Origin of the sequence: Algisphaera agarilytica, from assembly GCF_014207595.1 — a bacterium.
In the GTDB taxonomy this organism is placed as follows: Bacteria; Planctomycetota; Phycisphaerae; order Phycisphaerales; family Phycisphaeraceae; genus Algisphaera; species Algisphaera agarilytica.
This window is the reverse complement of the sequence record NZ_JACHGY010000001.1, coordinates 1,176,929-1,201,869: the sequence shown is the minus strand read 5'-3', so window position 1 is coordinate 1,201,869 and position 24,941 is coordinate 1,176,929. Positions and strand designations below refer to the sequence as shown.

Genomic DNA, 24,941 nt, shown 5'->3' with positions numbered 1-24,941 from the left:
GCTTAGCGGTTGGGTTTCTTTTTGCTGGCCTTCTTCTTGGTGGTCTTTTTGGTCGTGGTGCGACCAGGCTTAAGGTCGGAGGTGCGGGTCTGCTCGCCGAGGACGCGGTAAGCTTCTTCGGGCACCCCGCGATCGGCGATGTCTTCTTCGGTGGTGTCGATGACGGCGTGCTGGTTCCAGATCCCGCCGCGTTTGTGTCGGACTGTTTTTGTCATTTGGATTCGCATAGGTTGCTCCGTGGTTGATGCAAAATGCCTCCGCTGTCGATGGGGCACCGGCTGGAGGTGGACCGGCAGTACGTGACGCCCTTTTCAATGACGCGCCGTTTGCGCTTGCCAGCAGGGACGGACTTCCCTCGGCTCGAACAGCTCACCGTGGCGGAATTACTCGACGACGGTGTACTGGTCTTCGCGCAGGCCGCTGGCGGCCAGCTCGTGGGCGGAAAGCTCGTGCTCGCCCGCGGGGACCTCGATCGCGTTGGCCGTGATCACACGGTCCTTCACGAAGATCTTGATCTTGGTCTCGCTTGCCTCTTCGATCGCGACTTCAAGCTGGGCCACGGTCATGTCGTCGGCACCTTCGATACCGAGCTTCTTTGCTTCTTCGATGAGTTCGCTTTTCTTCTTTGCCATGTTGGGTTCCTTGGTTGGAGGGTGAGGGTTTCGAGGGTCTTTCAAACCCCGCCGAATCGGTCTTCGGCGGGGATGTGAAGGGTCGTCGAGCGACGCCGAGGCTTACGCGGCGGTACGGAAGCCGACGAGGGTCTCGGCGTTGCTGCCGTCACCACCGCCGTGCACGTCGATGTCGTAGCGGCGCGTGCTGAGCATCGCGGTCTGGTCGTTGGCGAACTTGAAGTGATCACTGGCCTTGAAGGTCAGGCGGCGGCGATCCCCGAACGCGGCACCACGGCGCAGATTGCCGAAGATCAGCGGGATCTGAGTGCCCGCGGCGGTCTGCGGCAGCACTTGGGTGTACTGCACCGGGAAGCCCGCGAACATCGGAACCGGACCCCGACCGATATCGGCGATGGTGTTGCCACCGGCCGCCAGCTGGAGCGGAGCCAGCACCGTCCAGTAGAACGTGTGCGAGCAGTACCACTTGGGCTGGCCGATGCCCGAGAAGGTCTTCACCGTGCACTTGCCGATCCCGGCGGTGAGGGCTTCGTAGGTGTAGCCGCCCCAGGCGTTGTCCCCGGCGTTCACGATGGCACCGGCCCCCAGTGCGTTGAGCACGCCGGTGATCTGGTTGTAGGTCCCGCTGCCATCGCCGAGGAAGCCCGCCTCGTCCACGGCCAAGGCGTGGGCCTCGGCCATGTCCGCAGCGATGAACTCGGCGATCGCGATGATCGCGTCTTCGGCGGCTTCGTTGTTGACTTCGGTGTAGGCACCCCACTTGCGGGCGGTGAGTTCACGCCCGTCGATCGTCGGCTGGCTGCTGGCCAGGGAACCGCCCTCGGCCATGGGAACCGCGGAGACCCGGCCGGTCTTCTTCGACCAGTGGACCAGGTCCGAGGTCATGGGCACCGACAGCGCGTCACGCTCGAAGACGCCGTGGGTGTCCAGCAGGTCTTCCATCGTGGTCAGCCAGATCTCGGGGATGACGGCGTCGGCGGTGGTGGTCGTGAAGACCCGGTTCTTGGCCAGGCCGTCGTGGAGGGTCTTGTGGTCGGTCTTCAGGACGTCCTGGGCCCAGTCGCGGGTTTCGCTGTTGGTGGCGAACCGGCCGATCATGGTGAGGCCGAAGGTGCGGGCGGCGTCCTCACTGGGGAACGCGCCCCGGTACTGATTGACGCCGTTGTAGGCCCGCTTCTCGGCCCGCTCGACGCGGAGGCGCAGATCCTTGATTTCCTTGGTGTGGTCCTCGGCGACCTTGGTTTCGAGCTGCTTGATCGCAGAACGCATGTCGCCGAGGTCCTTGACGTCTTCGACTTCGCCGACGGCGCGGCCGACGACATCGAGGAAGGTGTCGCCGTCCTCGACTTTTTCGATCATCGAGTCGAGGAACTTCTGAGCGGCGGAAGAGAGTTTCATAGGTGGATTCCTGTTTGGGTGGTGGGGGAAAGCAACGCCCGATCGGGGCGAAGGGTTACTGTTGCGCCAGGTGCTCTAGCACCGGGTGCGACGTGGGTGGCACACCGCCGTCGTCGGCTTCCTGGTGTCCGGAGCTGCGCATCTGTCGGATGGTGTGCCTCACCAGCTCGTGCGCTTTGCTTCCGGGCTCGAAGTCGAAGTCGGCCTGGAGTTCTTCAATGCTTTGGGTCAGCTGATCGAAACGCTGGTTCCAATCGGCCATGAATTGGGCGAGTTCTTCGGGCGCTCCCCACGCGACGGTGACGTCCCGTTGAGCTTTGATCGAGGCTTGAACGACGGCCTCGGGGTTGGCGGGAACGGTGACGAACGACACCTCGACCAGCTCGACGTCGGTGTAGACGCGGACCTTGGTCTTCTGCCCCTCGACGTCCATCTCGCGCAGCTCCGAGGCGTGGGTCAGCCAGCCCACGCTGAACGCGACGGACTTGCTCTGCGAGATGATCATCCAGCAGGTGTCGGCCAGCTCGTAACCCGAGAAGATCGTGGCTTTGCCGACCAGCGCCTTGCCGACACCTTCGACGGTCTTCACCGACATCTCGGTCCACTCGCCGATCTTGCCCGGGGTGCCGTCTTCGGCGTGGTAGACGTGCCCGGCTAGCAGCGGAGCGTTCTTGTTGAAACGATCGGGCAGGCGTTTGGCGAACGCCTCGGGCAGCACACTCTCGCGGTAGCTGTCCAGGGCGGCCGTGCTCACGATGGCTTCGACCGTGCGGGTCTCAGGGTCAACGCTCAAGATGCGGTGCTCGGTGTATCCGAACGCCTTCGACTTCACTTCGGGAGCGTCGGCCAGCTTTCCGTTGGACAGGATGTGGGTGCGGTTCTTCATGGGGTGTTCGTTTCCATTGGGGTTCGAGCGGTGGCTATGAAACGAAGCACCGCCAGATCACGGACGCGATCGCCGGGGTAGCGGCTGATCGTGGTGCAGCCGCAGTTGATGTCCTGCTCGGCGATGCCGGTGGCACGCGGGTGGGGGCAGGTGATGGAGGTTCCTGCGATCGTGAAGTCCTGGTCAATGGGCACGGGGTCGGCAAGGGTCGCGCGTTCGGTGGCGGCGTGGGCCGATCGCCCGGTTTCCTTGCGGCTCCACAGCCAGCTCTTCGCCGGAACGCCCGCCTGCTCACGACCGAGCTGCCGTCCTTCCTCGACGGCCGAGGACGACTCCTGGAACGCAACGAGCTTGGCGCGGCCCGACTCGATGTTGAACTGCTTGCGTCCGATCTCGACCAGCTCGGCGGTGGTCTTGCCATCGGCCAGGGCTTGGGCGTAGACCGCGCGGAGACGATCACGCTGGGCGGTGGTGAGCCCGGCGATGTCGAACTCTCGGCGGCGCAGCGCTTCGGTAACACCCGGATCATCCAGGGAGAACGGATCGGGCTCATCACGATCTTCGGCCGAGGCGGCCTCAGCCATCGACTGGTTGCCCCCGATAGCCAACCCCTGTCGCATGAACTTGGCGACGATCGCCCAGCGGCCGTCGGTCGCCTTGCGGAGATCGAAGAGAAGATCGCCGAGGAGATCTCGCTGCTGTCGGCTGAGCTGGACCTTGACCTGACGTTCGCGGCCGTCGAAGTCGTCGTACCACACGACGACGTTCTTCAGATCCGCGGACCGATCGACCTCGGGGCGGCCGGGATCAAGCCGCCGGATGTTGCCCAAGCTCTCGGCCCGGAGCTGCATGAGGTGACGCTTATAGGGGTTCAGGAGCTGCTTCTCGATTCCCGTCACTTGGGCACGAAGGTTCCGCCACATCGCGGTCAGCTGAGACTCGGAAAGCTCGCGCTGCACCGGCTGTGCCGAGGCCTCTTCGGGCTCGGTCAGCGGGTCGCCCAGCTCATCGCCTGGGGAGATCGAGCCATCGGGATCATCGAAGCCGGGCTCGGCCGCACCGGTCTCATCCGCAGCGACCAATCCCATCGCGATCCGCGGGATGTCGCCGTGCGGAAGCTTCTCGAACGGCGCGTCGGTGGCGTCGATGATGGCGTTGAGCGGTACGCCCATGTCGAACCAGGTCTTGGCCCCCGTTGCCTGATGCTGCCACAGCTCAACGGTGACGGCCTCGCCGGTGTCATCGAACCACGAGACGGCAAGCAGGTCCTGAGCCACCGCGGCATCACGCACGCGGAGGTAGCAGTCGCTGCCGCGTTGTCGGTCCAGCATCTTGCGACGCGACCAGTCGCCACGCTTCAAGCCATCGCGGAGAGTCATGCTCCGATCGTTCTGGAGGCGCGACAACACCGCGCAGTTGAACTCTTCGGCGAGCATCCGCATCAGCGGACGGATCACGCCCTGGTGGGCGGTGACCCCGGCGCTTTGGGCCTGGTCGTCATTGAGGCCGCTGCCCGATTGGCCGTAGAACAGAATGGCCTTCAAACCGAACGCCGCACAGATCTCTTCGCGGCTGAACGCCCGGCCTTCCATGAACTCCATGTCGGTGAAGTTGGCGGCCATCTGCTGCCAGCTCAGGCCGCCCTGTAGGAGCATGATGCGGCGACGGTTGCGGCTGCCCGCGTACTCGGCGTCGATCTGCTTCAGCAGAGACCGCTCTTGATCGGGGGACAGGTTCTGCTCGGTGCTGACCGCTCCGCTCGGCTGGACATCGTTGTCCAGGCTGGCTTCGTTGGCGAGGTCCGCCTTGTAGTACTGAGCGATCGCCATGGCCACCGCTTCGCGTGCGCCCATCCCCTTCCAGGCCTTGTCCGGGGCGTGGTAGTCGGGATCGACAAAGGTGTGAACCTCGTCGAGAGGCAGGCGGACGCGCTCGCCGTTACCCAGGGGCGAGTACCACCACCCGACAAGCTCGCCCTCTTCTTCGATGGCTTCCATCTGGAGGGGGTTGATCGTGATGCTTTCGAGTTCGTTGACGGTCTGGCCGGTGGTCCAGAAATGAACCCGGCCGTAGATCAACCAGAACGCAGCGCTGTCCCGCATGAACTGGCCCATGCTCTGCTTGGGGTTCGGCCGCACGGCCAGCTGTGCGAGTGGGCCGGTCTCGATGATCTCGCTGTCGGGCGTCGAGATGCGGAACGGGATCGAGCCCACAATCCGCGAGATGTATTGAACGCATACGCGAACCGGGGCGACCTGGTTGTAGACCTCGGTTGGTCGGTCCTTGCCACCGGCCGCGACCTGGCTGAGCCAACGGCTGAACGGGACCGGGCCACGGACTAGGAGCTGGGCGGCGGCGACCAGGCGGTTCAGGTATCTCATGCGGCCACCTCCGCGCTAAAGCCGATCTGCGGGGTCGGTAGGTGTTGGTTGTGACCGGCGCGGATCGCCAAGGCTCCGGCGTAGGCGATGTCGCAGTGCGACTCGTCAAGCAGCGGGTTCTGCGATTCGACAAGCTTGAGAGTGCTCTTGCCGTCGACTCCGGTTGATCCTTCCTTCGTCGAGTCACGCTGTACCGCGTAGACGTCGGTGGCGATGAACTTGAACTCATCCATGCCGGGCAGGGTCTGGCTGTTGTCGCGGAACGCGGTGGCGAGGCCGCTGCCCAGATCGCTCTTGCGCTTGCCGCCGAAGTTCACGCCTTCCCATCGATCGGGGTAGGCGGCTTCGAGGGTTTCGTTGGAGTCCATGCCCAGGCCGGTCGAGTCGCCACACCCCACCGACGCGTGGTTTGCGTCCATGCCCGCCTTCACGATCTTGCGTTGCATCGCGAAGGTGGTGTTGCTCATAACCACAAGGCTGCGTAGCTGCCGCATGTCGCCGTGAGCCTGGTTGGTCCATAGCACCGAAAGGTCACCGCGACGGGCCACGTCCCAGCCGTGCTCGCCGCGTTGCTTGGAACCGCGGAGGAAGCCGAAGAATGAATCGTCCCAGCCCTCGTTGTTGTCCACGCGCAGGAAGTTAAAAGGCCGGTCCTTGCCCAGGGCGGCGGCCTGCTCGATCAATGCCCACTTGATCAAGGCATCGAGCGCCCCCATGAACTCACACTCATACTCACGCTTCCAGCCGATGTCGTCGCCGTACAGCGCCTTGAACGTCTCGACATCGGTGGGCTTGCCGTTCTGGTCACGGAGGACATAACCGTCGGCGATCGACTCGTAGATGTCGCAGCGGTGCACGCTGTATAGCTTGGGCTGGCTGACCAGCTCGTAGAACTTGGTCTCCTTGCCGCGTGGCGTGCTGATCGCGATGACACGGAAGCCACGCGTGGCCAAGGGGAACACCACACGCCAGTGGTCATACCCACCCTTGGGGAACAGTCCGAACTCGGTGAAGATCACGTTGCCGGTCAAACCCGCCAGGGCGTCGGGGTCACGGCCGGGCAGCGACACCACGCGGCCGCCGTTGGGTAGGAGCAGCTCACGCGACTTGAACGTGAACATGTGCTCCAGCTCTTTGTCCCACTCTTCGCGTTCCTCGTGATTGACCTCACGCACGTTGCCGATGTAGTCGCGGAAACGGTGAGCCCATTCCTTGCACTTGGCGAAGGTCGCGTCGGCCTGCCGCTGAGTCAGCGAGACGATGAACCAGCTCTCGCCGGTCTCCATCGCACTGAGCACCGCCTTGGCCGCAGTGGTGAAGTCCTTGCCCTTTTGGCGGTGCCAACAGACCGCCTGAACCCGCGAGTCGTCGGCGAAGAAACGCTGCTGTGCGGGGTCGAGGATCACCCCGATCGAGTTGGCGGCAGGTGCAACCATCAGGCGGCCACCCCCGTCAGCTCTTCACGGATCTGCTGGAAGATCGTCGGATCGATCGAGCCGCCGCGTTTGGCTCGGTTTTCCAGATCGTCGATGCGGGCTTGAAGCCCCTTCACACGCTCTTCGATCCGTGCTTTCTTCTGCTCGGTTTCGAGCTTGATGCGATCGACCTCGGCTTGCAGCTTGGTTGCCCGATCATCGGCCTGACGCTCTTGCAGAGCGAGCTTGGCCGCTTCGATGTCGCCGTGGTCCATCGACGAAAGCACGTTGGTGATGCGCTGGATATCACCGATGTCCAAATCCGCGACGTTGGTTGTGGCCAGCTTCTGTGCGATGAGGACGGCACCGCGGTTGCGGGTGACACGCTCGTAGCTGAGCCGATCAAAGTCTCCCGCTGCGGCTCGCTCGGCCATGAGCAACTCGTCGGCGGCCTTGCCCCACTCGACCTTGTAGGCTTCGCGGAATCGCTGGGCGAAGCGATCGAGATTACGCTCGGGCGTATCGATCTCTTCCTCACGCAGCCAGTCGATGATCTTGCTTCGCTTGGCACCCGGCTCAACCAGTCGACGCCCTAGCTCGTTTAGGAGTGGGCGCGGCAGTTTCATCACGCTGGACGTGTAACCGTCCGCCGCCAGGAAGCTGATGGTGCGGGCCGCGAGTTCCTCGGCCGCAGGCATGATCGGGGTGCTGCTATCGCTCACTTGCCACCCCGCTTCACGCGCTTGGCGTCGACGCCCGGAACCACACGAACGTCCAGCACCTTGGCGATGGCATCGGGGACGGTGCGTACACGTTTCGCCCAAGCGATCAACGCGGGCCAGTTCACACCGATCAGTTCTTTTTTCTTGTCTTTACGCAGCGCATCGACCAGATCGTCGGTGTCGCCAATGGCCTTGACCTTGGTTTCGTTGGTGAGCCGCAGCTCCATACCGTGTCGACTGAAGCGCGGGCGGCCCATAGCTCGAAGGTGTTCGACCTCATCGACGACGGCGGGACGCGACGATTGCATCAAGCGTTCGACATCAGCGAGCTTCGCTTTGAGCTCGTGACGTCGGCGGGCCAGGCGGCAGTACTCGGTGAGGCGTTCGCTCACTAGCGCACGATCCTCCCGTCGTCGATATCCGGGTCCGCGGGTTCGGTCCGGCGTACAAACCCCAGCCCCTTGTCGGTGGCTTTGTAGGTCAGGTAATCCAGCCCAAACGGCTGGCTGTGGTCTTCGCGGTTGTCTTCCTCATCGATGTATCCTGCCGCGATCAGATCCCGCAGCAGGCCGAGCATCTGCTCGTCATCCAGGCGAGGCGAGGCGCTGGTCAGAGGCTTGCCAACGATATCACTGAGGAAACGCCCGGTCACCCATCCCCCGTGCTCGTTGATCTTCTGCGCGTCCAAGACCACCAAGATCGCGTGGCGGGCTCGCTTCATGGCTGCTTCGCTCATGCGGCACCCCCGCGTTGCTCAAGAACGGTGACACGGCTGTTGAGTTCGTTGACCTTGTCCCCCAGGACCTGCAGGTCCTCTCGCGTCGCCATGTCACGCTGGATCTCCGTGACGGCCTGGAGAGTCTTCAGCTCAAGCTCGTGGTCTCGGCTGAGGTTTTGGCGGAACGCGTGGTCGCCAGCTTCAAGCCTCTTCTCGATGGCCTTGATCGATCCCTCGATCGCTTCGAACTTCGTGTCGATGAGGTTGGCCGTGAACTGCTTCACTTCGGCTTCTAGGCCGTCGATCTTGCTAGTGCGGTGTCTGACCCACATCAAGCCGATCGCCATCACGATCGAGACCACGAGGTTCACGGCGAACATCGAGATGGTGAGGGCTGTATCCATGGCTAGTGTCGGGTACATAGGGCAGATTCCGGAATGCTCGGGTGGTCACCAAACCAGCGTGTCGGCCGCTAAGCCGACCGCTGGATCAACGCCTCCACGTTCGCGGCGTGGGGCAAGAAAGTGAATTACGCGGCGATGTCTTGGGGCGGCTCGGTGGAGACATCACCAAGGACACCGAGGACCGGCCCTTGGGGTCGCGCCTTGTTCTGTGCCTTCTCGACCAGGTCCTTGGCGTCGGGGGTCATACGGCTACGCAGCTCGTCGGCACCGATATGGAAGTCGACCACACCGTCGGGCGTCTTGGACCGCTCCAGCGAGATCACGATGTTCTCAGCGGCCTTGACCGTTCGTCGCCGCCGTGTCTCTGCGATCCCGGCGATAGCCGTTTTTGTGATGCCAAGCCACGCTCCCCATGGCCCAGGCACAACCGTTCCCACGCTCTTGAGCGTTTCGCCAAACAACACGCCGGGGTCTTCGATGTCTTGGATTTTGGTCAGATAGGCTTGCCCCATCGCGTCGTAATCCGCCTTCTTTTCGCGGGCCTTGGCGATCGCGTCGATGAATGGCTGGATGTCCTGATCGATCGGTGCGCCCTGCATTTGCTTCTCGATCTTGGCGATGGTGCCATCGAGTTCGGTGGAGACCTGCTGGATCTCGGCGAGACCGGCTTTCAGATCTTCCAGCTGCTGCGAATTGCAGCCGGTCAGAGACAGACACGCGGTAAACGCGAGGGCGACAAGAGAGAAGGATTTCCAGGGAGGGCGTCGTTTCATCATCGTTTCAAAGCTCCGGTTACGGGGTGGCTGCGCTCGGCTTGCGGCGCGGTGGCGAGGTGGTGGACGTAAGCGGTTTGCGATAGCTCGTCGCGCTCGCCTTCGGGGCGGGTTGGATCGGCTTCGAGCGAGCTGACATTGACGCGCGGATAGAACACAACGTGAACGATTTGCTCGACGTGACCGAGTAGGGTTTCGCGGCTCTCGTCGTAGATCGGAACCAGCAAAACGTCGCCGTCCTTGAGGATCATGGCGTCGGGCGAGAGTGTTTCGCCGAGGGGAATGAACTGGGCACGCTTGGCCGCGATACGGGTGTCCGGCGTGCTGTCGACCGTGACGATCTCGCCGTCGTGGCGGACGTCTCCCGTCTGCGAATACACACAAGCCGCGCCGGGTGTGACCACGGCGGGCTTGGCGTTGATCGCTTGTTTTGCGGGAGAGTTCTTCACGGTGGCGTCCTTGCCGGTGTGGAGTTTGGGTTGGTGTCAGGCGGCGTTCGCGACGGGGTTCAGCACCGCAGCGCAGACGTGGTCGATGAGTTCACCGAGGGTTCGAATCTCGCCCACGCGCAGGTCATCCAGGGCGACGTCCAAGTCGTCCTCGACCTCCAACGCGACTTCGATCCGTTGGGCGCTGTCCATGCCCAGGTCCTGGGCCAGCCGCATCGCCTCGGCATCCGCGCCGTCTGCCACCACCAGCGAGGTGACCTCGACGATGGCCGAGACAGCCGCCAATGCGACGTGGTCGCGGCTGAGTTCCGGGGGTTGGATGGGTGAGGGGTTCACAACTTGGCCCAAAATTGAGCGCACAGATCGCTGGTCGACACTGCCCGTGGTTGCGATCCGTGGCCCGGGGGACACGGTTGTGAGTTTGAAACGGGTGGGGTTCGGCGGCGGATGGCGGCCGGGTGCAGTCGGGTGAGTTAAGCCCGACAGAGAAAGCACCATAAGCGCTGCCCCGCCGTAGGGTCAAGGAAAAACAGCCACACTACACCTCCGTACTTTGGAGTAAGGCTTGACATGTTGTAAGGTTAATGTAAGGTTCTACCGAACGGACATCACACGCCCACGGAAGGGCCTTTCAAACACCCTTCACTGCTCACCGGGAGAGCTGTCGTATGCACCTGCCTCGCTTCAAAATCGGCCACGACACGATCAAGACCACCCTCGCAAAGGAGCCGCTCGAACACCACGGCCACCACTGCTGGGGCCTCAACCACAGCGACCGCAACCTCATCGAGATCTGCCCCAAGTGCCCACCCGGCCGACGGCTCGATGTCCTTCTGCACGAGCTACGACACGCCTGGAACGATCGCTTCCCTCGGCCACACGACGACGAAGGCGACGCCGACCACTATGCAGCGATGACGGCCTGCATCCTGAAGCAGATCATGGATCAAGGCGGCCCCGGCATGTTGCTGGCGATGGAGATGGACGTGCTCACCGACTTCGACCCGGCGAAGTTCACCGGTACCCTCGTGGAACGCGGGCTTGATCGACGCCACGCGTGCAACGTCTGCCAACAACCCGTCGGTCCCGGCAGTGTGCTTCTGACCAGTCCACGCCCACACCCCACGCTCGGCTCATCGATGGTGGGGCTCGCCTTCTACTGCGATAACTGCAACCACGTCCAGCACTGGGGTGAGCTTGCGAACACCGCGGGGAATCCGACCGGCGTGTGCTGCCTCGAACCCGAATACCTCACCCCGGAAGAGACGCGTGCGTTCTGCGAGCGTAACCCCGACAAGACGGCGTTTCATCCGGCCACATAACACCGCTAAAGAATCCGGGGAAGGATCGTTTACCCTTGAAATATAAGTGTTTTCCGCCGAACTCTACCCACACTCAGAACAACGTCGATGCGACCTGTGTCGTGGAACTGACCCCCGAAAACTTGGTCAAAGCCGTTTGCCAATACGCCGCTTCACGCGATGAGTTCATCCCATATGGCCGCGTTGAGTCCAATGCGGGGAAGAGCGATGGTGTGCTGCTGCTGACTATTCGGTTATGGCCTACTCAAGTGTAGAGAAGCCAACTGTTTTTGCGGCTTCAACCTTCACCTCTTCCGAGTGATACAGCTTGTAGATAATTGCGTGATAGTACTGATGAGAAGGTACCGGGTGGTGCTCCGGCAGAAAGTCTTCGTTTTTTAGAGTTATTCTCGCCCGTGCCCTCAGTGATGCTAGAGATCCAGAAGCAGAACGCAAGCCCCCTCGCTCGCCAGCAATAAAACGAAGAGCAGAAGAGTAATCTGTGTGCCCCCAAGGCAAATCATCGAGAGCCGGAAGTGACTTCGCGGCTTGCATAGCAAACTCTTTTATATGTTCGAATTTATCCTGTTCAGAAGATTGATCAAAGGACGGGGGTTCAGTGAGAGGCAGGTAAACCCCGCCCGTAGAGAAGATCTCTGCCAGACCTTCAGGCAAATCAACAGGAGACGTTTTTGCCAGAACAGATACGGCCCATTCACGCAGTTTTTGATCTTCTGGAGTTATTTGGCCATCAACCCGTTCGGCGTCTTCCGCCAAAATCTTTAGCGAAAGGTCGACATATTTGAGATCAGATTCACGTTTCGAGATCAATTCCTGGAGGTCAACGTCACGCTTTGAGATCAACTCTTGGAGCGCGATCTCTTGCTTTGAAATTACTGCTTGAAGTTCTGACTCACGCTTCGACCCCAGCTCTTGATAAATGTAACCAGCAAATCCGAGAATCAGCGGCACCGCAACGATAGAAAGAGGTAGGGCGAGCTTGTTAAGCACACCGAGAAATGTGCTGTCATCTTCCTCGTTTACAGGCATTTCCACCGTCACGCGGCGCGGTGTATGTTTGAACATGCCTCGGACTCCTCGGAATCAAAAAATCATTATTTCGAAGGGAAATGACGGTCTTCCAAAGCCCGCTTCGCGGCCTTACGCCCCTCGGTATTCTGGTCGATCATCAACCGGAAGCTGCCGGTGCCGGGGGCGTCTTGTTCGGCTTCGCCGGTTGTGTGTACCTCGAATTGCCGCTGCGCTTTATCGAGTTCAGCGTGGCTCTGGGATTGCAGTAACTCTCGGTGTTCGGCCTTGATGGGGTCCACGGCATTGTGGTATTCGGCGAGCGTGATCGTGCCCACGCGGAGCCGCAAGCGGGCTTTCATCAGGTCATCGTAGAGCTGATAGATCTTCGAGCCACACAACCCGCGGATCGTGTCGACCAGACCGTCCAAGGGGTCTTCGCCACGCATTGAAGTCGCCAGGCCGGGCACGTCAAAAGTGCGGGCCAAGCCCTCGGCCTCTCGCACCAAAGGAGTCATCTCGCCGGGAAGAAGCAGATCGTCTTTCTGGGGCTCGGGCGGGTCGCTCTCGATCATGGCCCGGACGTAGGCGTACCAGGGATGGGCGACAGCCCGGTTGATCCGCTCGCGGGTGCGGTCGGCGTCGAACATGAGCCGCCGGGCAGCTTCGTAGAGCAACTCGGGCAGCGAGGCTTCGGCAAGTGGGCCGGTGCCGGAGTAGGTCGTTCCGCCCCGTGACTCCCGTTGGGAAAGGGTTTTCAGGTTGTCGAGGGGCTGAAGGTGTTGGTGGGCAGCGACGGTGGGGTCGATGTCGGCGTCGGGTTGAAAGAGGAGGTGGGCGTAGGGGAGGTCATCAGGATGGACAGAAAGAATAGTTGCCAGGGGTGCGTCGTACTTGTCCCTGGCGTAATACTTTGGAACCGCAAACCAGCGGCTTACTGTCTCTCGCTGCACGCCTAATTGATCTGCTAAATCACCGTGAGCAATCTCAAGGTGACGTAGGCGGGCTTTCGCCCATTGGCCCCAATCTTTTTTTTCGCCTTCAGTCACAGTCTGTTTTTACCACAAGCCTCATTTGATTCAACAGTTACGGATTTGCACTCGAAACTCGGGGTGAGGGTTTTTTGATTTTAAAGATCAAAAACTATTGCAATCGAGCGGCAATGGCCGTAAAACATCGATGCAATGCAAAATTTGATTTTAAAGATCAAAAATAATAATCCCCCCAAGTGGGGTAGCTGGCTGGTTGCACTGCTAAAGAGCCAGGGCATTTCGCAAAGAGAACTTGCCCGACGCCTCGGAACCAAGTCGACAACAGTCAATCGCTGGTGCTCGCTTGATCGCATGGCGGGGGTGCAAAAGAGATATGTGCTACGACTCTGCGAAGAACTGGGCATAGATGAACGCGTCCTTCCATATGCTCACCTCTTCGATTGCTCTCAGTCTCAGAACAGTCTCTCTATACCTTCGACCGACGCAACCTTCGACAGTGCTGTCTTGTTTGCAGCTCCTCGCGGAGAAGGAACCTTTGTCGCCTGGGGCGACCTCGTCCTCCAGATCCAACGAACCTACGGCTTCCGCATCAGCGGCGAACCCATCAGCGCCGCGATCGCTCGGCTGCTGGATCAAGGCGAGCTTCGTGAAGAGCACACCACCCGCGAACACATCCGTCTGGTTGGCCTGACCCCGACCGGCCGCCAACGTCGAGACAACCTCGAATCCACCACACCTATGCGGGACACCGCGTGAGTTTGTTTTCCAGCGCTCGGACGTTCCGGGCGCGAGTTTGAAACGGGCGACACCGCCCCGGCCTCGGCGGGCCGACACCTGCCGAGACCTTTGAGGCCCACCGGCCTTCATCGTGCGACGGGCTCGGAGACTGAAGCTGTCGCGCATTACCCAACCCTTAACGGGGTTGGCCCCGCCCCCCGGAAGGATGGGGGTTGGCCTCCCGGCCGCCCCCGTCTCTTTAAAGGAACTGACCCCATGCCCCGCGCCAAGCAACTCACACGCTTTGAATGGAACACATCCGGCAAGGACCGGGTCGAGGCGTTTCGCGAGATCGGCAGCCCCGACATCACCGTCCACGTCTACGACGTCCAGGGCAAGATCACTGTCGAGCACTCGGCACCTGCCTCTTGCCGCGAAAGCGTCCTCCGCCTGGCCCGATCGGTCCAGCCGCACATCGACGGGTGTCCGGGCAGCAACAGCATGGTCCACGGCGTCTTCTGCTTTCTGGAGTACTTCCTGGACTAAGCGATGACCACCTTTGTTTGTAGTTGGGAGTGTGACGGATTCCACCCCCTGAGATTAACCCCACCCCGTTCAGCATGGATGCGAATCAATGGACCCGCGCAGTACCAACAACGAAAGCCCGCCGCAGCCCATGAGCGCAGAACTCCTCCAGAAGCTCCGTGAACAACACGCGATCGACGCCGCCGAACTCGCCGACCTTTTCAACATCAGCACCGGCGCGGGCTACAACTACTTCGGTCGCAGCAGCCTCAGCTTCGAGCAGTTCCGCACGCTGTTCCGCCGGGCCAAAGCCGACGCCGTCCGCGAAGTCTTCCTGGCCAACCTCTTGCAGGGCCTGCCTTGCTTTGTGCAGTGGGTCGACAGCGCTCGCGACATCAACGGTGACGGCGTGGTGGACACCAACGACGCGCTGAAGGCGGGCATCGATCAGATGGCCCGCTCGGCCGAGACCGTGCGACGCCTGCACAGCGCCGTCGAGGACGGCCGCATCGATCACGGCGAAGCCGAAGAGATCTGCTTCGAGCTGGACCACCTGATCTCCGAAGCGGTCATCACCCGCAACATCGTCAACGAACTGAAGAAGCTCAACCCCCCGCGCCGGAAGTGTGTCCGGCGTCCGGTTGGGCTGCACCCCTAACCCCGATTCCTTCCGGAGCCGCTATGCCTGAGCTGACCTACCACCCGATCGACGAAGTCGAAACCACCGAAGCACCCCAGCGCCGCAACCACCTGCCCGAGGCCACGCCGTTCGGCGTGTACTGCAACGGGCTGGAAGACGGAAACGGCCGGGGCTGCGGGCGCAAGTTCGCGCCGGGCGCGGTCTTCGACGGCGCACCGACTTTCGACCGAAAGGCGAAGTGCTGGGTGGTGGTTCGGCGTTTCTACTGCCCCCACTGCGAGACGGTCACCTCCTGGTTCGAGCAGTGCGACGAGACCGGCGAACTCACCGGCGTCCGCCTGACCGCGCCGCTGCGCTACAGCGACCCCAAGGCCGTCGAGACCTTTCTGAACGCCTACCCCGAAGCCGCGGGGGTGATGTGCTGAGCCAGCTGCGTCCCAACCTGACCATCGTCGTCGCCGGTCTCCGGCCCGACGATCCGGTCGAGTACTTCGAGATCGACTCGGTCGAAGGTGACGCGGTGTACGCCAAGGCGTGGCTGCCCTGGCCGGGCTGCTTCGACGAGTACATCCGCCCGATCCCCCGCGATCAGATCCTGCGCATCGCCAAACCCCACGAACGCCTACCCGTTCTTCAGAAGGAGCCCAAACATGAAAAGGCTGGTTGATTTCCTCCTCGGTCTGTCGCTCGCGGTGTGGGCGCTCAACCTCACCTTCCTGTTGATGTGGCTTGGCGGTCACCGCCTGGGCGTGGGCAACTTCACCCAGGCGTTCGTGCTCACGCTCATCGGCTGCACCCTGATCGTCTACATCGCCACCGACACCCTCATCGAACGCTACCGAAGCCACAAGGTTGAACGCGAGCTCCAAGCCCACCGCCGCACCTTCGACCAAACCCTCCGCCTCGCCGACTAACCCCCCCCCGGACCCCCGGTAGCCACGAACCACGGAAGACCCTAAGCCCCACGATGTCCCTTCTTCAACCCCTCAGCTCGAAGCCCGACCACGCGATGCCGGACTGGCCGTACCTCATCGAGGTGGCCGACGCCGCGCCGCTGCTGGGTATGAACCCCGGCGCGTTGCGACGCAAGTGTGCCAGCGAGCTGATGGGCAAGGCCCTGGCGTTCCAGGCCCCGCCCCCGGGCGGCGGCAACGTGCGGTGGTGGATCGATCGCCGCTACGACCCGGCGCTGGTCGAAGCCCCGGTGGGGGAGCAGATGCCCGACGGTGTCGCCCAGCTCACCGCCAAGCAGCGCCGTGACATGGGCATCCGGTTGATCTGCATCGAGGCGCTCAACCGCGAGCGGTCCACGCGAAGCGTCCCGCAGAAGGATTGGATCGGCCCGCTGTGCGCTCAGCTGAGCCAGCAGCACGGCCTGAAGGTTTCGCCGCGATCGCTGCTGCGGTGGGAGAAGCAGAAGAAGGACAAGGGCATGGGGGCGCTGGTCGACACCCGCGGCGGCGACAACCGCAGCGGCGGCGACCCGGCGTGCTGGGACTACTTCAAGCAGCTCTACCTCGACGAGAACAAACGCCACGCCGCGACCTGCTGGCGCATGGTCCGCGACCACGCCCGCGCCGAGCAGCTCCAGTGGCCCAGCCTCGCGGTGGTGCGGCGGCGGATGTGGGAACACTTCGACCGGGAGACGGCGCTCAAGAACCGCGAGCCCCGGAAGTGGCGCAACTCGGCCTCCCCGTACATCGAGCAGCACCCCGAACGTTTCTCGGCCAACGAGTGCTGGGTGTCCGACCACAGCCAACTCGATATGTGGTGCTGGTTCGGCAACGAGCTGGTCCGGCCGTGGATCACCACCTGGCAGGACTGGCGTACCCGCAAGATCATGGGTTATGCCGTCTCGACCGGGCCCGACGGCAGCACGATCCTGGCGGCGCTGCGGCGAGCGATCATCGACAACCCCGACGCGGGGCTGCCTCGCGTCGCGTGGATCGACAACGGCAAAGACTACGCGGGGTACATCTTCCACGGCCAGACCAAGCAGGAGCGGCAGAAGACCGTCGTCCCCAAGGGCTATATCGATGAGACCAGCTTCCAGGGCATCTACGCGATGCTGGGGATCGAGGTCCACTTCAGCCTGCCCTACAACCCGACCGGCAAGCCACGCCAGGAGAGCTTCTACCGCCCGCTGCACGAACGCTTCTGTAAGAGCTGGGCGAGCTACAGCGGCAACACGCCCGAGAACCGGCCCGAGCGATTGGCGAAGATCCTCAAGACCCCCGGCATGGTTCCGGCCTACGACGAGGTCGTCGAGGCGATGGCGCTGCAGATCGAAGGCTACAACCGCTCGAACGAGCACACCATCGAAGACCTGCGCGACGAAGAACGCCGCCTGTTGTCACCGGCTCAGGCGCTGGCGAACTGGACAACGCACTTCCGGGGCCTGGCCGACCCGTCGGTGCTGGACCTCTTGCTTCAGCGTTGGCACCGCCCGGTCACGGTCGGGCGCGGCGGCGTGTCGATCCGCGTCCGCGGCATGACCATACGCTACGGCATGAACGACCACCGCCTCCGCAAGTTCAAGGCGGGCGGCGAGAAGGTCCTGGTGACCTACGACCCGGCCGACGTCCGCTCGGTCAACGTCTACACGCAGCAGATGAAGCTGGTCGGCACCATCGCCAGCAACCGCCTGGGCGGTGTGCCCGGCCCGGTGGCCGAGAGCAACGTCAAGGAGCTGATGCGTGAGAAGCGCGAGTACGAAAAGGCGATGAAGGTGGTCAACAAGCGTGGCCCGGCGCGGCGGGTCGCCACGCCCGAGCAGACGCTGGCGCTCGAAGCCTACCGCAAGCCCCAGGCCCAGCCCGACCTTTTGAAGGGCATTCAAACGCCCCTCGACACGCCCCCGAAAGACCCGTTCAAGCCCGACTTCAAGCAAGCCGCAGGCGCTGAGGTCGCCGCCCCCGATCCCGCCGATGCTTCCGGGGTGGTTTCCGGGGGCAATGTGGTCTCGCACCTGCAACAGACGCGGGCCAAGTCCGCCGCCAAAGGCACTGCTGGGCGGATCACTTCCGGGGGCCGGGTGGCCATGCCCAACCTCAAACGACCGAAACGAGGGGCCGAGGAATGAACCCGCGCGACCCCTACGCGCGACTGCGTGACCAGGTGAAGGAACGCCTGGTCGAGAACGACCGAATCATCGTGGAGGCACGGATGCTGCCCAAGAACCGCAAACTGACCCGTTACGAAACCGAATCCGTCCGCTCGCGCCTCCGCAAGATGATGGAGGACACCGAGGGCACCGACGACCCCGTGACGCTGACGGCCCTGGCCGATCAGATCGACTACAAGCCCTCGACGCTGAGCCAGTGGCTGGCCGACAAGTACAAGGGCAAGGTCGACAAGGTCACCCACTCGGTGAACCTCTGGCTCGAACGCGAGGCCCGACGCCGGGTCAGCAAGAGCACTCGCGAGTACGTCCCCACCTGGGTCTGCGAGCTGATGATGCAGGCCGCCCGCGCCGCCCACCGCCTCGAACGGATGGCCGCGATCGTCGCCCCCTCGGGCGCGGGCAAGGACATGGTGATCGACTACCTGGCCGAGGAACTCAACGGCTACGTGGTGAACTGCAACTCGAAGATGACCGGCACCGCGCTGGTCCGCACCATCTTCACCAAGGTAGGGATGCCCCAGAAACGGCGGGGCAGCGCCGAGATGATCGACCGGCTCTGCGAGGAGCTGCGGAACAAGAACTGCACGCTGATCCTCAACGAGGCCCAGAACCTTCCGCCGGAAGCGGCGGGCATCGTGCGGGCGATCCACGACGAGACCAAGGTCCCGGTGCTGATGTTCGGCTCGGCCAAGATCTTCGAGTTCATCGACGACCGCGCGTCGGGCGGTGGCCAGTTCCACCGACGCTGCAAGAAGCTCAACATCGTCGACCGCATGGCGCGGGAAGCGCACCCCGACGACCCGAATCGGATTGGCCGCCCGCTCTACTCAGTCGAAGAGATCCGCGAGTTCGTGCGGATGAAGCAGATCAAGCTGGCCGACGACGACGTGCTGGCGATGGTCTGGTCGGTGGCCAACCTCCTGGACTGGGGTGCCTTGGGCTTCGCCAACGCGGTACTCGAAGGCATCGTCGACGCCTGGGGCCGCGACGAGGTCGTGAGCTGCGACCACTTCGTCGCCCAGGTCCTGGACGAAGCCGCCGACGAGGCCGACGACATCCTCGCCCAGGCCGAAGCGATCGAACGCCCGCAGTCCCTCCGCCAGATGACCGCCTGACCATGACCACACCGACCCGCGACATCACGATGATCGAGCAGCGGCTCACCGACGCGTCGGTGCTGCACGAGGGGGTGCGCTACGTCCGCGCGTCGGTGGCGTCGAAGATCATCGGCATCGGGCCGGGCGGTCAGACATGCTGGATTCGTTTGGGCAAGATCACACCGCTGCGCTTCAAAGTGCCGCGCAGCTCCAAGGCCCCCAACGGTGTGCTGACCGCCTGGCCGCTCGACCAGACGTTGAAGGCCGCCAGGGGTTACAAGCCTATGAGCGAGCGGCGTTGGTCGGTCGAGGAAGACCAATACCTCGAAGACCGCCTCGGGAAGGCGACGCATCAAACCATCGGCCGTCACCTCGGTCGGAGTGCCAACGCGGTGCGGAGCCGGGCAAAGCAGCTCGGCATCACCCCGCGTAGTGCCGACGGGCTGTTGACCACCGTCGCGGCGGCCAAGCTCTGTGGCGTGAGCGTCCAGGCGATTCGCTACTGGATCGTTTCCGGGGGACTGCCGGTTCGTCACGAGCCCGCCGGGCAGAAGGCCGCGTTGATCCATCCCGCCAACCTGCTCGACCACGTCCGGCGGATGCCGACCTGGCAGCGCCTGACCGAGCCGCAGCGTCACCGCCTGGAGACGATCGGCGGCACAAGCAACGGCGCATTGAAGGGGGCCGCCTGATGGGATGGACGACCAAACAAGTCCGGATCGCCAACCAGGCCGCGCGGGAAGCGGGCCTGGTCAAAGGCAAAGACACCTCGCGCAAGGACCTTCTGTTGCGGCAGCTCGACGGCCGGGCTTGGGATGACCGGGCCGAGCGGTTTTCGACGCGCTGCAGCGAGCTGACCAACAGCGACTTCGAGTGGTTCATGGCGCGGTGCGAAGAGGCGTCGGACGACGACCGCGTCGGCGGCCAGCCGCCGTTCTACTGGCACCACGCCGAGCGCGAGGGCGACTGGAAGCGCAAACGCTTCTGCGTGCAGGAACGCGCCGACGAACTCGCCAACGCCTACGGCACTGCTTATGTCGACGGTGTCATACGCAAGGCGATCGGCCCCTGGTCGGGCGACCTGGACAACTGCGACACCCGACAGCTCGAACACATCCTCAACGCCCTCAACCGCGACGGGCACAACACCAACACCACTACGGGAAAGGACTCCCCAGCCGATGCCGAGATGGCGCTCCCATTTTGAAGACCTAGTCGCGGGCCGACGACGTCACCTGTTGATCAACGGCTCCTGCCTCGAAGCGTTGCAGGCCATGCCCCCGGAAGTGATCGACTGCTGCGCGGTCGATCCGCCTTACGGCATGGACTACCGCGGCTTTGAGAATCAGCGGTCGGCGATCGCCAACGATAAGCACCCTTACATCTGGTTCCTGGGCGAGACGTTCCGCGTACTCAAACCCTCGGCGGCGCTGGCGTGCTTCCACGTCGAACGCCTGCAGGACCGGTGGAAGATGGCGATCGAGACCGCGGGCTTCCGCTGCCACAACCAGTTCATCTGGGACAAAGGCCACGGCGGCATGGGCGACACCGCCCGCGCGTTGGCTCCGTGTGACGAACGGGCGTGGATCGCCAGCAAGGGGCGGTGGCGCCTACCCAACGGACGGCCCGACAACATCCTGCGCTGCGCCAACATCCCGCCCGGCAAGCGTCACCACTCGACTGAGAAACCCGTCGAAGTGATGGCGTACCTCATCAAGGCGTTGTGCCGTTCCGGGGGCATCGTGATCGACCCGACCATGGGCAGCGGCAGCACCGGCGTGGCGGCGTTGCGTCACGGCTATCGCTTCATCGGGATCGAGCTGGACCCGGGGAACTTCGCCGTCGCCAAGAAACGAATCGACGATGAGCTGCGGGCGAAGGCTCGCCGGCCCAAGCCCAAGCTGGCGAGGATGTCGCACGCCTACCCCGTGCACGCCGGGGTTGTAGTTGATGAAAAAAAACCTTCGCGGCCGGGTGCGAACAGAGCAAACATTCCCTCCGCACCTGACTTGCTTCAGTTGCGGGCAAGTGTCCACGGGCCTGATTCATCTCGATCACCCTTGGGTCAGGCCCGTAGGTCAACAAGCCGCTGGCGAGTTCATTCACGGCTTCCGAGTCACCCACCATCGGCCGATGGCGAGCATGGAAGCGGTGATCGAGAGCGTAGCTGCGATCACTTCGACCATAGGACTGTTCCTTTTGGTTGTGACCGCGAAGGTTTTCTAGATTCTACCCGTCAGCTTGCCGCGGGCATGAGAAAAACCTCCGCGATATCCACGGAGGTGATTCAATGAATTTCAGCAGGTTCTACAAACCGGAAGAAGGCGAACCGATAAGTGTAGGATTTTTACGGACCGTGCACAAGCACTTTGTTTTTTTGAGGGGGCCATACGCCGTCGGGCGAATATCGATGATCCGCTTGTGGGTACGGTTCTGGGGTTTTTTCGTCGGGGGCTTCTTGTTTTCGGTTCTTTTTTTTAAGGGACTTTTTCAAAAGAGGCTTGTTGCTCTGGCTGCCGTTATAGCCCGACACCTGACCACTGGGTGTGGAAAAATTGTCATCTGCATGGCGTTTTTTTATTACCGAATCCACGACCCAGACCGCCAAAGCGGCACCCAGCACTACTTCCAGCAGTGTGTGCAGCAGGTCTTGCGACTCGGTGAGCAGGGTCCAGAGGTCCATAACTCGACCATAGCCCAGCGTGGCGTCGGCCACAAGGGAAATCTCGCCGCTTGATAGGAATTAACCCCCACGGCCGACCGAGAACCCCAGGTTACGCACAGCCCGCGTTACACAAACACTCAGCAACTTCCCCAAGACCGAGAAAACAGAGGCACGGATGCCTTTAAGAATTCAAAACCGCCTACGGCTTGCCGCCGAAGCCCGAGAAGCTGATCGGCGAAATCGGATCGGCCTTCACCAAGCCTGTTGGCACGGGCCGCGTGAGACGCTTAACGACCGCATCGAACGAGGCCTCGCTGAACCCGGTGTTTTTGTGAACGAGCGCCTGATAGGTGCGGATCAGCGACACCCGCTCCCGGGCATCAACCGCTGCGTGCTCAGCGCTCATCGCCAACTTAGAGAAGACTCTGAGCCCAAACACATACACGGTCACAAAAACACCGACCACGCCGAGGCGTTGGATCAGCTGAGCCGTGGTGTAGCTACTCTCGGGAACTTCGGTATGGGTCCTGCCCGAGAGCATGTGGAGACCCCAGTCGGCAATGGTGTGTTCGATCATCAGGAGGATGACCACGCTCAGGACGATGAAGCCACCACCACCCAGCCACCCGAAGAAGACCCTCCACATCTTCTTCGCAATCTTCCTGGCCTCTTTGTCTCGGCGATTCCAAAACCGTGTAGCCGGGCTCAGCCTCATGAAGGCATCGAGGTCATTAATGGCAGTTTGTTGTGTCTTTTGCATATCTTCGAGAACCACTTGCCAATTGGAAGACGCTGCCTGAAATTCATCGGCCCTGGCCTTCTTTTCGTCCTCGAAAACGCTGTTGAAATTATTCAAAGCCGTGCCAACGTTTCGGCCGAAGTCTTTCATCTGCTCCACCGAGGTGGCATAGAAATCGTTAAATGTGTCTTTGCTCTGCTCAATGGAGCCAAGTGCTTCATCGCTTCTCTTCGCAAAATCATCAAGCTTTTGATGGAGCATACGCTCCAAAGTCAGCGACTCAGACAGCCCCATTTGTGCAAGTTTGATGGAAGCGACGCCATCAGCAGCCCACTGAGTCATCTCAGAGGCGGCCAACGGTCTTCCGTGGGCAACCATTGGCGTAGTCGATTCGTTCAAAAGATAAGCCAGCGCGTTGATCGTTCCCGGCAAGCCTGCCCGATCATGTATATCGATGAGGGTCTCACCCAGCAGCGAGTCCCTAGTTGGCATCTTGGTTTCACTAAGCCAGGAGTTAAGTTCGATAAGAGTACGCTTGACGTATGTGCTCAGGGCGTCTCCGTCGCCTTTGTCCTGCATTTGCTCGAACTCGTCGCGATCGAACCGTTGTATCCACTGCATCCTCCGGACGACCTGGTTTACCAGGGGGTGGCTGACATAGCCCCGATCTCGGCCGTCTTGAGGATTACTCTCAGTAATGAGGCGAACGAATTCCTTCTGTGCTACCAGGAACTCTTTAAGCTCATCGATTCCATCGACAACGTACTCTCTATTCTCACCCTCCCCTGGGACCTTGATGATGTACTTGTCTTGGGTGTGTTCGGATTCGTCTTTAGGCATTTTGAATTTGATCCCAGAAAAATTTGGAGATTATCCCCTGTTTTATACAGCGGATCGGAGACGCAGAAAACAATCGGGAATGGGATTCGTTCGACGACCAGACTGGTGGCTGCATGATCCGGGAAGAGCAGATTACGTGCGTTTTCGCGGTAATCCAGGGCTTCACGACGTGGCCCCGGAAGATCATCACCAGCAATAGCCAGGGCAGCTCATTCGTCCGCTGCCGGACCTACGCCGCGGTGCTCATGTACGAAGAGCTAGACCTCACCTACCAGGAAATCGCCGTCGAGCTGGAACTCGACAGCCACAGCACCGTGATGGACCTGGTCAAGAACGCCCGCCGCCTGAAACACATGGGCGGGGAGCTAGAGCTGCTCAAGGTCCGGCTTGCCGAACGACTCGCCCCGGAAGAACTCGTGATCTAGGAGACGCCCAATGCCCGAGCAAGGACGCGACGGCAGACATCACGACCTCACGGACCAGGAGCACGACCTGCTGCGCTTCTTGGAGGACCGACGTCACCGCCGCGGAGCGCGTAAGGCCAATGCGCTGATGCTTGCCAAGGCTCTGAAGGTCCGCGTAAATGGCTCCGACGACTCCCGCAAGAAGGGGGTCCGCATATTGGTGCGATCGATGCGCGACAAGGGGGTGCCGATCAGCTCAGACTTCAGCGGCTATTGGATCGCCAAGGTCCCCGAAGACTTTACCCGTTACCAAGACATGCTCCGCCGGATGGGCCTGACCCACCTGGCGAGCCGGTCGCGTTCCCGCCGATCGTCGGCGAGCAAGGAGGCGGCCGGTCAGCGCAGCCTGTTCTGACTGAACCAAACCGGGTCGGCAGCGAGCCGAACGACCCGGCGACATCTTCACCCTCGGAAAAGCCCTCCAACGTGTGGGCTTGTTTTCGTGGACCTGGGCTAAGAATGTCGGAAACTCCGTGGTTACAGATTGGTCACCTCTGCGCACGCTGCGCGCACAGCGCACAGGGAGCGGCCGCTCGAAACCCGTTTAACGGGGCCGTGAAGCGGGATCAATTTGCCATATCGCCGTCACTCGATTGAGCGATCGGCGAGGCGTTGCCATTTTGATTTGGAGCGCACGCAAGGCCCGTGACTGGGCCTCAGATCGCTAAGCCCTTGGATTCATAGGAGATTCGGCCGCTCGCCGTTTCTTGCCGTGCTTCGCCGCCGATTGCCATATTGCTTAGGGGGGTACAACCCTGCGGCGGCGGGACGGTTTCAGGCAAGGACCGTTCCGTGAGATGCGTGGGGAAGGCCGGGCTCGCGTTGTAAAGCGTGGGGGTTTCGGCGTTCGTCGGTGAGCTACCTTGCCGGCAACAGACACGATGGACCGTGGCGTAATCGCGCGGCCACCCCCAGCACGCGGGTCGAGGACGTTGGCTTGAAGTGAACTGCGCGACACGGGCCGATGCGTGTGGCGGGGTTGAGCCGGGCGTTCGCTCTTTGGCAAGTTGGGAAATGGGTGTTGGGGGCT

31 protein-coding genes and 1 pseudogene are annotated in these 24,941 nt (G+C 62.1%); 15 read left to right on the top strand and 17 right to left on the bottom strand.

Going from position 1 to position 24,941, the window contains the following annotated elements:
• Positions 1–2: 2 nt before the first annotated feature.
• The 13 genes from HNQ40_RS05130 to HNQ40_RS18590 all read right to left on the bottom strand — a co-directional run bounded on the left by HNQ40_RS05130 (position 3) and on the right by HNQ40_RS18590 (position 10,114).
• Positions 3–215 (bottom strand): hypothetical protein, encoded by a 213-nt coding sequence (locus HNQ40_RS05130; RefSeq protein WP_184676804.1) that lies wholly within the window; start codon positions 213–215, stop codon positions 3–5.
• A gap of 168 nt (positions 216–383) precedes the next feature.
• Positions 384–632: a hypothetical protein gene (locus HNQ40_RS05125; protein WP_184676803.1), complete on the bottom strand. Its 249-nt coding sequence runs from the start codon at positions 630–632 to the stop codon at positions 384–386.
• 102 nt (positions 633–734) lie between these two features.
• Positions 735–2,030 (bottom strand): phage major capsid protein, encoded by a 1,296-nt coding sequence (locus HNQ40_RS05120; RefSeq protein ID WP_184676802.1) that lies wholly within the window; start codon positions 2,028–2,030, stop codon positions 735–737.
• Positions 2,031–2,085: 55 nt separating this feature from the next.
• A complete protein-coding gene (locus HNQ40_RS05115) occupies positions 2,086–2,916 on the bottom strand; it encodes an HK97 family phage prohead protease (protein WP_184676801.1) in 831 nt (276 codons plus the stop codon).
• Positions 2,913–5,297, bottom strand: a complete 2,385-nt coding sequence (locus HNQ40_RS05110) for a phage portal protein (protein WP_184676800.1) — start codon at positions 5,295–5,297, stop codon at positions 2,913–2,915. The genes HNQ40_RS05115 and HNQ40_RS05110 overlap by 4 nt, the downstream gene beginning before the upstream one ends.
• On the bottom strand, positions 5,294–6,733 hold the full coding sequence (locus tag HNQ40_RS05105) for a hypothetical protein (RefSeq protein WP_184676799.1): 1,440 nt from the start codon (positions 6,731–6,733) through the stop codon (positions 5,294–5,296). Before HNQ40_RS05105 ends, HNQ40_RS05110 begins: the two co-directional genes overlap by 4 nt.
• Positions 6,733–7,434: a hypothetical protein gene (locus HNQ40_RS05100; protein ID WP_184676798.1), complete on the bottom strand. Its 702-nt coding sequence runs from the start codon at positions 7,432–7,434 to the stop codon at positions 6,733–6,735. Before HNQ40_RS05100 ends, HNQ40_RS05105 begins: the two co-directional genes overlap by 1 nt.
• Positions 7,431–7,826 (bottom strand): hypothetical protein, encoded by a 396-nt coding sequence (locus HNQ40_RS05095; RefSeq protein WP_184676797.1) that lies wholly within the window; start codon positions 7,824–7,826, stop codon positions 7,431–7,433. The genes HNQ40_RS05100 and HNQ40_RS05095 overlap by 4 nt, the downstream gene beginning before the upstream one ends.
• Positions 7,826–8,170: a hypothetical protein gene (locus HNQ40_RS05090; protein WP_184676796.1), complete on the bottom strand. Its 345-nt coding sequence runs from the start codon at positions 8,168–8,170 to the stop codon at positions 7,826–7,828. Before HNQ40_RS05090 ends, HNQ40_RS05095 begins: the two co-directional genes overlap by 1 nt.
• Entirely contained in the window at positions 8,167–8,556 is a 390-nt protein-coding gene (locus HNQ40_RS05085; protein WP_184676795.1) for a hypothetical protein, read from the bottom strand. The genes HNQ40_RS05090 and HNQ40_RS05085 overlap by 4 nt, the downstream gene beginning before the upstream one ends.
• Before the next feature lie 125 nt (positions 8,557–8,681).
• Positions 8,682–9,329 carry a hypothetical protein gene (locus HNQ40_RS05080; protein ID WP_184676794.1) on the bottom strand — a complete coding sequence of 216 codons (648 nt, stop codon included), beginning with the start codon at positions 9,327–9,329 and terminating at the stop codon, positions 8,682–8,684.
• A complete protein-coding gene (locus tag HNQ40_RS05075) occupies positions 9,329–9,778 on the bottom strand; it encodes a hypothetical protein (protein ID WP_184676793.1) in 450 nt (149 codons plus the stop codon). Before HNQ40_RS05075 ends, HNQ40_RS05080 begins: the two co-directional genes overlap by 1 nt.
• 36 nt (positions 9,779–9,814) lie before the next feature.
• The gene (locus HNQ40_RS18590) at positions 9,815–10,114 is read right to left on the bottom strand and encodes a phosphopantetheine-binding protein (protein ID WP_184676792.1); all 300 of its coding nucleotides are present in this window, start codon (positions 10,112–10,114) and stop codon (positions 9,815–9,817) included.
• 332 nt (positions 10,115–10,446) lie between these two features.
• On the opposite strand from HNQ40_RS18590, the gene HNQ40_RS05065 reads away from it, so the two are divergent.
• Positions 10,447–11,100 (top strand): hypothetical protein, encoded by a 654-nt coding sequence (locus tag HNQ40_RS05065; protein WP_184676791.1) that lies wholly within the window; start codon positions 10,447–10,449, stop codon positions 11,098–11,100.
• Positions 11,101–11,340: 240 nt separating this feature from the next.
• Here HNQ40_RS05065 and HNQ40_RS05060 read toward each other — a convergent pair whose 3' ends face one another.
• Positions 11,341–12,165, bottom strand: a complete 825-nt coding sequence (locus tag HNQ40_RS05060) for a hypothetical protein (RefSeq protein ID WP_184676790.1) — start codon at positions 12,163–12,165, stop codon at positions 11,341–11,343.
• Positions 12,166–12,194: 29 nt separating this feature from the next.
• On the bottom strand, positions 12,195–13,061 hold the full coding sequence (locus HNQ40_RS05055; protein ID WP_184676789.1) for a hypothetical protein: 867 nt from the start codon (positions 13,059–13,061) through the stop codon (positions 12,195–12,197).
• A gap of 231 nt (positions 13,062–13,292) precedes the next feature.
• Here HNQ40_RS05055 and HNQ40_RS18695 point away from each other — a divergent pair.
• The 12 genes and pseudogenes from HNQ40_RS18695 to HNQ40_RS05000 all read left to right on the top strand — a co-directional run.
• A pseudogene (locus tag HNQ40_RS18695) lies at positions 13,293–13,496 on the top strand (helix-turn-helix domain-containing protein); the annotation flags it as partial.
• Between the two features lie 108 nt (positions 13,497–13,604).
• Entirely contained in the window at positions 13,605–13,856 is a 252-nt protein-coding gene (locus HNQ40_RS18230) for a hypothetical protein (protein WP_246402777.1), read from the top strand.
• A gap of 237 nt (positions 13,857–14,093) precedes the next feature.
• Positions 14,094–14,363 carry a hypothetical protein gene (locus HNQ40_RS05045; protein ID WP_184676787.1) on the top strand — a complete coding sequence of 90 codons (270 nt, stop codon included), beginning with the start codon at positions 14,094–14,096 and terminating at the stop codon, positions 14,361–14,363.
• Between the two features lie 130 nt (positions 14,364–14,493).
• A complete protein-coding gene (locus HNQ40_RS05040) occupies positions 14,494–15,000 on the top strand; it encodes a hypothetical protein (RefSeq protein ID WP_221435391.1) in 507 nt (168 codons plus the stop codon).
• A gap of 23 nt (positions 15,001–15,023) precedes the next feature.
• The gene (locus HNQ40_RS05035; RefSeq protein ID WP_184676785.1) at positions 15,024–15,407 is read left to right on the top strand and encodes a hypothetical protein; all 384 of its coding nucleotides are present in this window, start codon (positions 15,024–15,026) and stop codon (positions 15,405–15,407) included.
• A complete protein-coding gene (locus HNQ40_RS05030; RefSeq protein ID WP_184676784.1) occupies positions 15,401–15,649 on the top strand; it encodes a hypothetical protein in 249 nt (82 codons plus the stop codon). The genes HNQ40_RS05035 and HNQ40_RS05030 overlap by 7 nt, the downstream gene beginning before the upstream one ends.
• Positions 15,633–15,896, top strand: a complete 264-nt coding sequence (locus tag HNQ40_RS05025) for a hypothetical protein (RefSeq protein WP_184676783.1) — start codon at positions 15,633–15,635, stop codon at positions 15,894–15,896. Before HNQ40_RS05030 ends, HNQ40_RS05025 begins: the two co-directional genes overlap by 17 nt.
• A 53-nt stretch (positions 15,897–15,949) precedes the next feature.
• Positions 15,950–18,064: a DNA-binding domain-containing protein gene (locus HNQ40_RS05020; RefSeq protein WP_184676782.1), complete on the top strand. Its 2,115-nt coding sequence runs from the start codon at positions 15,950–15,952 to the stop codon at positions 18,062–18,064.
• The gene (locus HNQ40_RS05015; RefSeq protein ID WP_184676781.1) at positions 18,061–19,221 is read left to right on the top strand and encodes an AAA family ATPase; all 1,161 of its coding nucleotides are present in this window, start codon (positions 18,061–18,063) and stop codon (positions 19,219–19,221) included. Before HNQ40_RS05020 ends, HNQ40_RS05015 begins: the two co-directional genes overlap by 4 nt.
• Positions 19,222–19,223: 2 nt before the next feature.
• Positions 19,224–19,895: a hypothetical protein gene (locus HNQ40_RS05010; RefSeq protein WP_184676780.1), complete on the top strand. Its 672-nt coding sequence runs from the start codon at positions 19,224–19,226 to the stop codon at positions 19,893–19,895.
• Positions 19,895–20,410 (top strand): hypothetical protein, encoded by a 516-nt coding sequence (locus HNQ40_RS05005; protein ID WP_184676779.1) that lies wholly within the window; start codon positions 19,895–19,897, stop codon positions 20,408–20,410. Before HNQ40_RS05010 ends, HNQ40_RS05005 begins: the two co-directional genes overlap by 1 nt.
• Complete coding sequence (locus HNQ40_RS05000; RefSeq protein ID WP_184676778.1) at positions 20,385–21,497, top strand: DNA-methyltransferase; 1,113 nt, start codon at positions 20,385–20,387, stop codon at positions 21,495–21,497. The genes HNQ40_RS05005 and HNQ40_RS05000 overlap by 26 nt, the downstream gene beginning before the upstream one ends.
• Before the next feature lie 53 nt (positions 21,498–21,550).
• Here HNQ40_RS05000 and HNQ40_RS04995 read toward each other — a convergent pair whose 3' ends face one another.
• Positions 21,551–21,919, bottom strand: coding sequence for a hypothetical protein (locus HNQ40_RS04995; protein ID WP_184676777.1), 369 nt, complete (start codon positions 21,917–21,919; stop codon positions 21,551–21,553).
• 148 nt (positions 21,920–22,067) lie between these two features.
• A complete protein-coding gene (locus tag HNQ40_RS04990) occupies positions 22,068–23,447 on the bottom strand; it encodes a DUF6161 domain-containing protein (protein WP_184676776.1) in 1,380 nt (459 codons plus the stop codon).
• Positions 23,448–23,560: 113 nt separating this feature from the next.
• Here HNQ40_RS04990 and HNQ40_RS04985 point away from each other — a divergent pair, with 113 nt between their 5' ends.
• Both HNQ40_RS04985 and HNQ40_RS04980 read left to right on the top strand, forming a co-directional pair.
• Positions 23,561–23,872: a hypothetical protein gene (locus HNQ40_RS04985; protein ID WP_184676775.1), complete on the top strand. Its 312-nt coding sequence runs from the start codon at positions 23,561–23,563 to the stop codon at positions 23,870–23,872.
• Between the two features lie 10 nt (positions 23,873–23,882).
• Positions 23,883–24,266 (top strand): hypothetical protein, encoded by a 384-nt coding sequence (locus tag HNQ40_RS04980; RefSeq protein ID WP_184676774.1) that lies wholly within the window; start codon positions 23,883–23,885, stop codon positions 24,264–24,266.
• Positions 24,267–24,941 lie beyond the last annotated feature (675 nt).

Excerpts from the sequence above, each read along its gene's own strand:
- HNQ40_RS05130 (WP_184676804.1), bottom strand. The coding sequence starts at position 215 with ATGACAAAAACAGTCCGACACAAACGCGGCGGGATCTGGAACCAGCAC.
- HNQ40_RS05125 (WP_184676803.1), bottom strand. The coding sequence starts at position 632 with ATGGCAAAGAAGAAAAGCGAACTCATCGAAGAAGCAAAGAAGCTCGGT.
- HNQ40_RS05120 (WP_184676802.1), bottom strand. The coding sequence starts at position 2,030 with ATGAAACTCTCTTCCGCCGCTCAGAAGTTCCTCGACTCGATGATCGAA.
- HNQ40_RS05115 (WP_184676801.1), bottom strand. The coding sequence starts at position 2,916 with ATGAAGAACCGCACCCACATCCTGTCCAACGGAAAGCTGGCCGACGCT.
- HNQ40_RS05110 (WP_184676800.1), bottom strand. The coding sequence starts at position 5,297 with ATGAGATACCTGAACCGCCTGGTCGCCGCCGCCCAGCTCCTAGTCCGT.
- HNQ40_RS05105 (WP_184676799.1), bottom strand. The coding sequence starts at position 6,733 with ATGGTTGCACCTGCCGCCAACTCGATCGGGGTGATCCTCGACCCCGCA.
- HNQ40_RS05090 (WP_184676796.1), bottom strand. The coding sequence starts at position 8,170 with ATGAGCGAAGCAGCCATGAAGCGAGCCCGCCACGCGATCTTGGTGGTC.
- HNQ40_RS05085 (WP_184676795.1), bottom strand. The coding sequence starts at position 8,556 with ATGGATACAGCCCTCACCATCTCGATGTTCGCCGTGAACCTCGTGGTC.
- HNQ40_RS05080 (WP_184676794.1), bottom strand. The coding sequence starts at position 9,329 with ATGAAACGACGCCCTCCCTGGAAATCCTTCTCTCTTGTCGCCCTCGCG.
- HNQ40_RS05065 (WP_184676791.1), top strand. The coding sequence starts at position 10,447 with ATGCACCTGCCTCGCTTCAAAATCGGCCACGACACGATCAAGACCACC.
- HNQ40_RS05060 (WP_184676790.1), bottom strand. The coding sequence starts at position 12,165 with ATGTTCAAACATACACCGCGCCGCGTGACGGTGGAAATGCCTGTAAAC.
- HNQ40_RS05045 (WP_184676787.1), top strand. The coding sequence starts at position 14,094 with ATGCCCCGCGCCAAGCAACTCACACGCTTTGAATGGAACACATCCGGC.
- HNQ40_RS05040 (WP_221435391.1), top strand. The coding sequence starts at position 14,494 with ATGAGCGCAGAACTCCTCCAGAAGCTCCGTGAACAACACGCGATCGAC.
- HNQ40_RS05035 (WP_184676785.1), top strand. The coding sequence starts at position 15,024 with ATGCCTGAGCTGACCTACCACCCGATCGACGAAGTCGAAACCACCGAA.
- HNQ40_RS05025 (WP_184676783.1), top strand. The coding sequence starts at position 15,633 with ATGAAAAGGCTGGTTGATTTCCTCCTCGGTCTGTCGCTCGCGGTGTGG.
- HNQ40_RS05020 (WP_184676782.1), top strand. The coding sequence starts at position 15,950 with ATGTCCCTTCTTCAACCCCTCAGCTCGAAGCCCGACCACGCGATGCCG.
- HNQ40_RS05015 (WP_184676781.1), top strand. The coding sequence starts at position 18,061 with ATGAACCCGCGCGACCCCTACGCGCGACTGCGTGACCAGGTGAAGGAA.
- HNQ40_RS05010 (WP_184676780.1), top strand. The coding sequence starts at position 19,224 with ATGACCACACCGACCCGCGACATCACGATGATCGAGCAGCGGCTCACC.
- HNQ40_RS05005 (WP_184676779.1), top strand. The coding sequence starts at position 19,895 with ATGGGATGGACGACCAAACAAGTCCGGATCGCCAACCAGGCCGCGCGG.
- HNQ40_RS05000 (WP_184676778.1), top strand. The coding sequence starts at position 20,385 with ATGCCGAGATGGCGCTCCCATTTTGAAGACCTAGTCGCGGGCCGACGA.
- HNQ40_RS04990 (WP_184676776.1), bottom strand. The coding sequence starts at position 23,447 with ATGCCTAAAGACGAATCCGAACACACCCAAGACAAGTACATCATCAAG.
- HNQ40_RS04985 (WP_184676775.1), top strand. The coding sequence starts at position 23,561 with ATGATCCGGGAAGAGCAGATTACGTGCGTTTTCGCGGTAATCCAGGGC.
- HNQ40_RS04980 (WP_184676774.1), top strand. The coding sequence starts at position 23,883 with ATGCCCGAGCAAGGACGCGACGGCAGACATCACGACCTCACGGACCAG.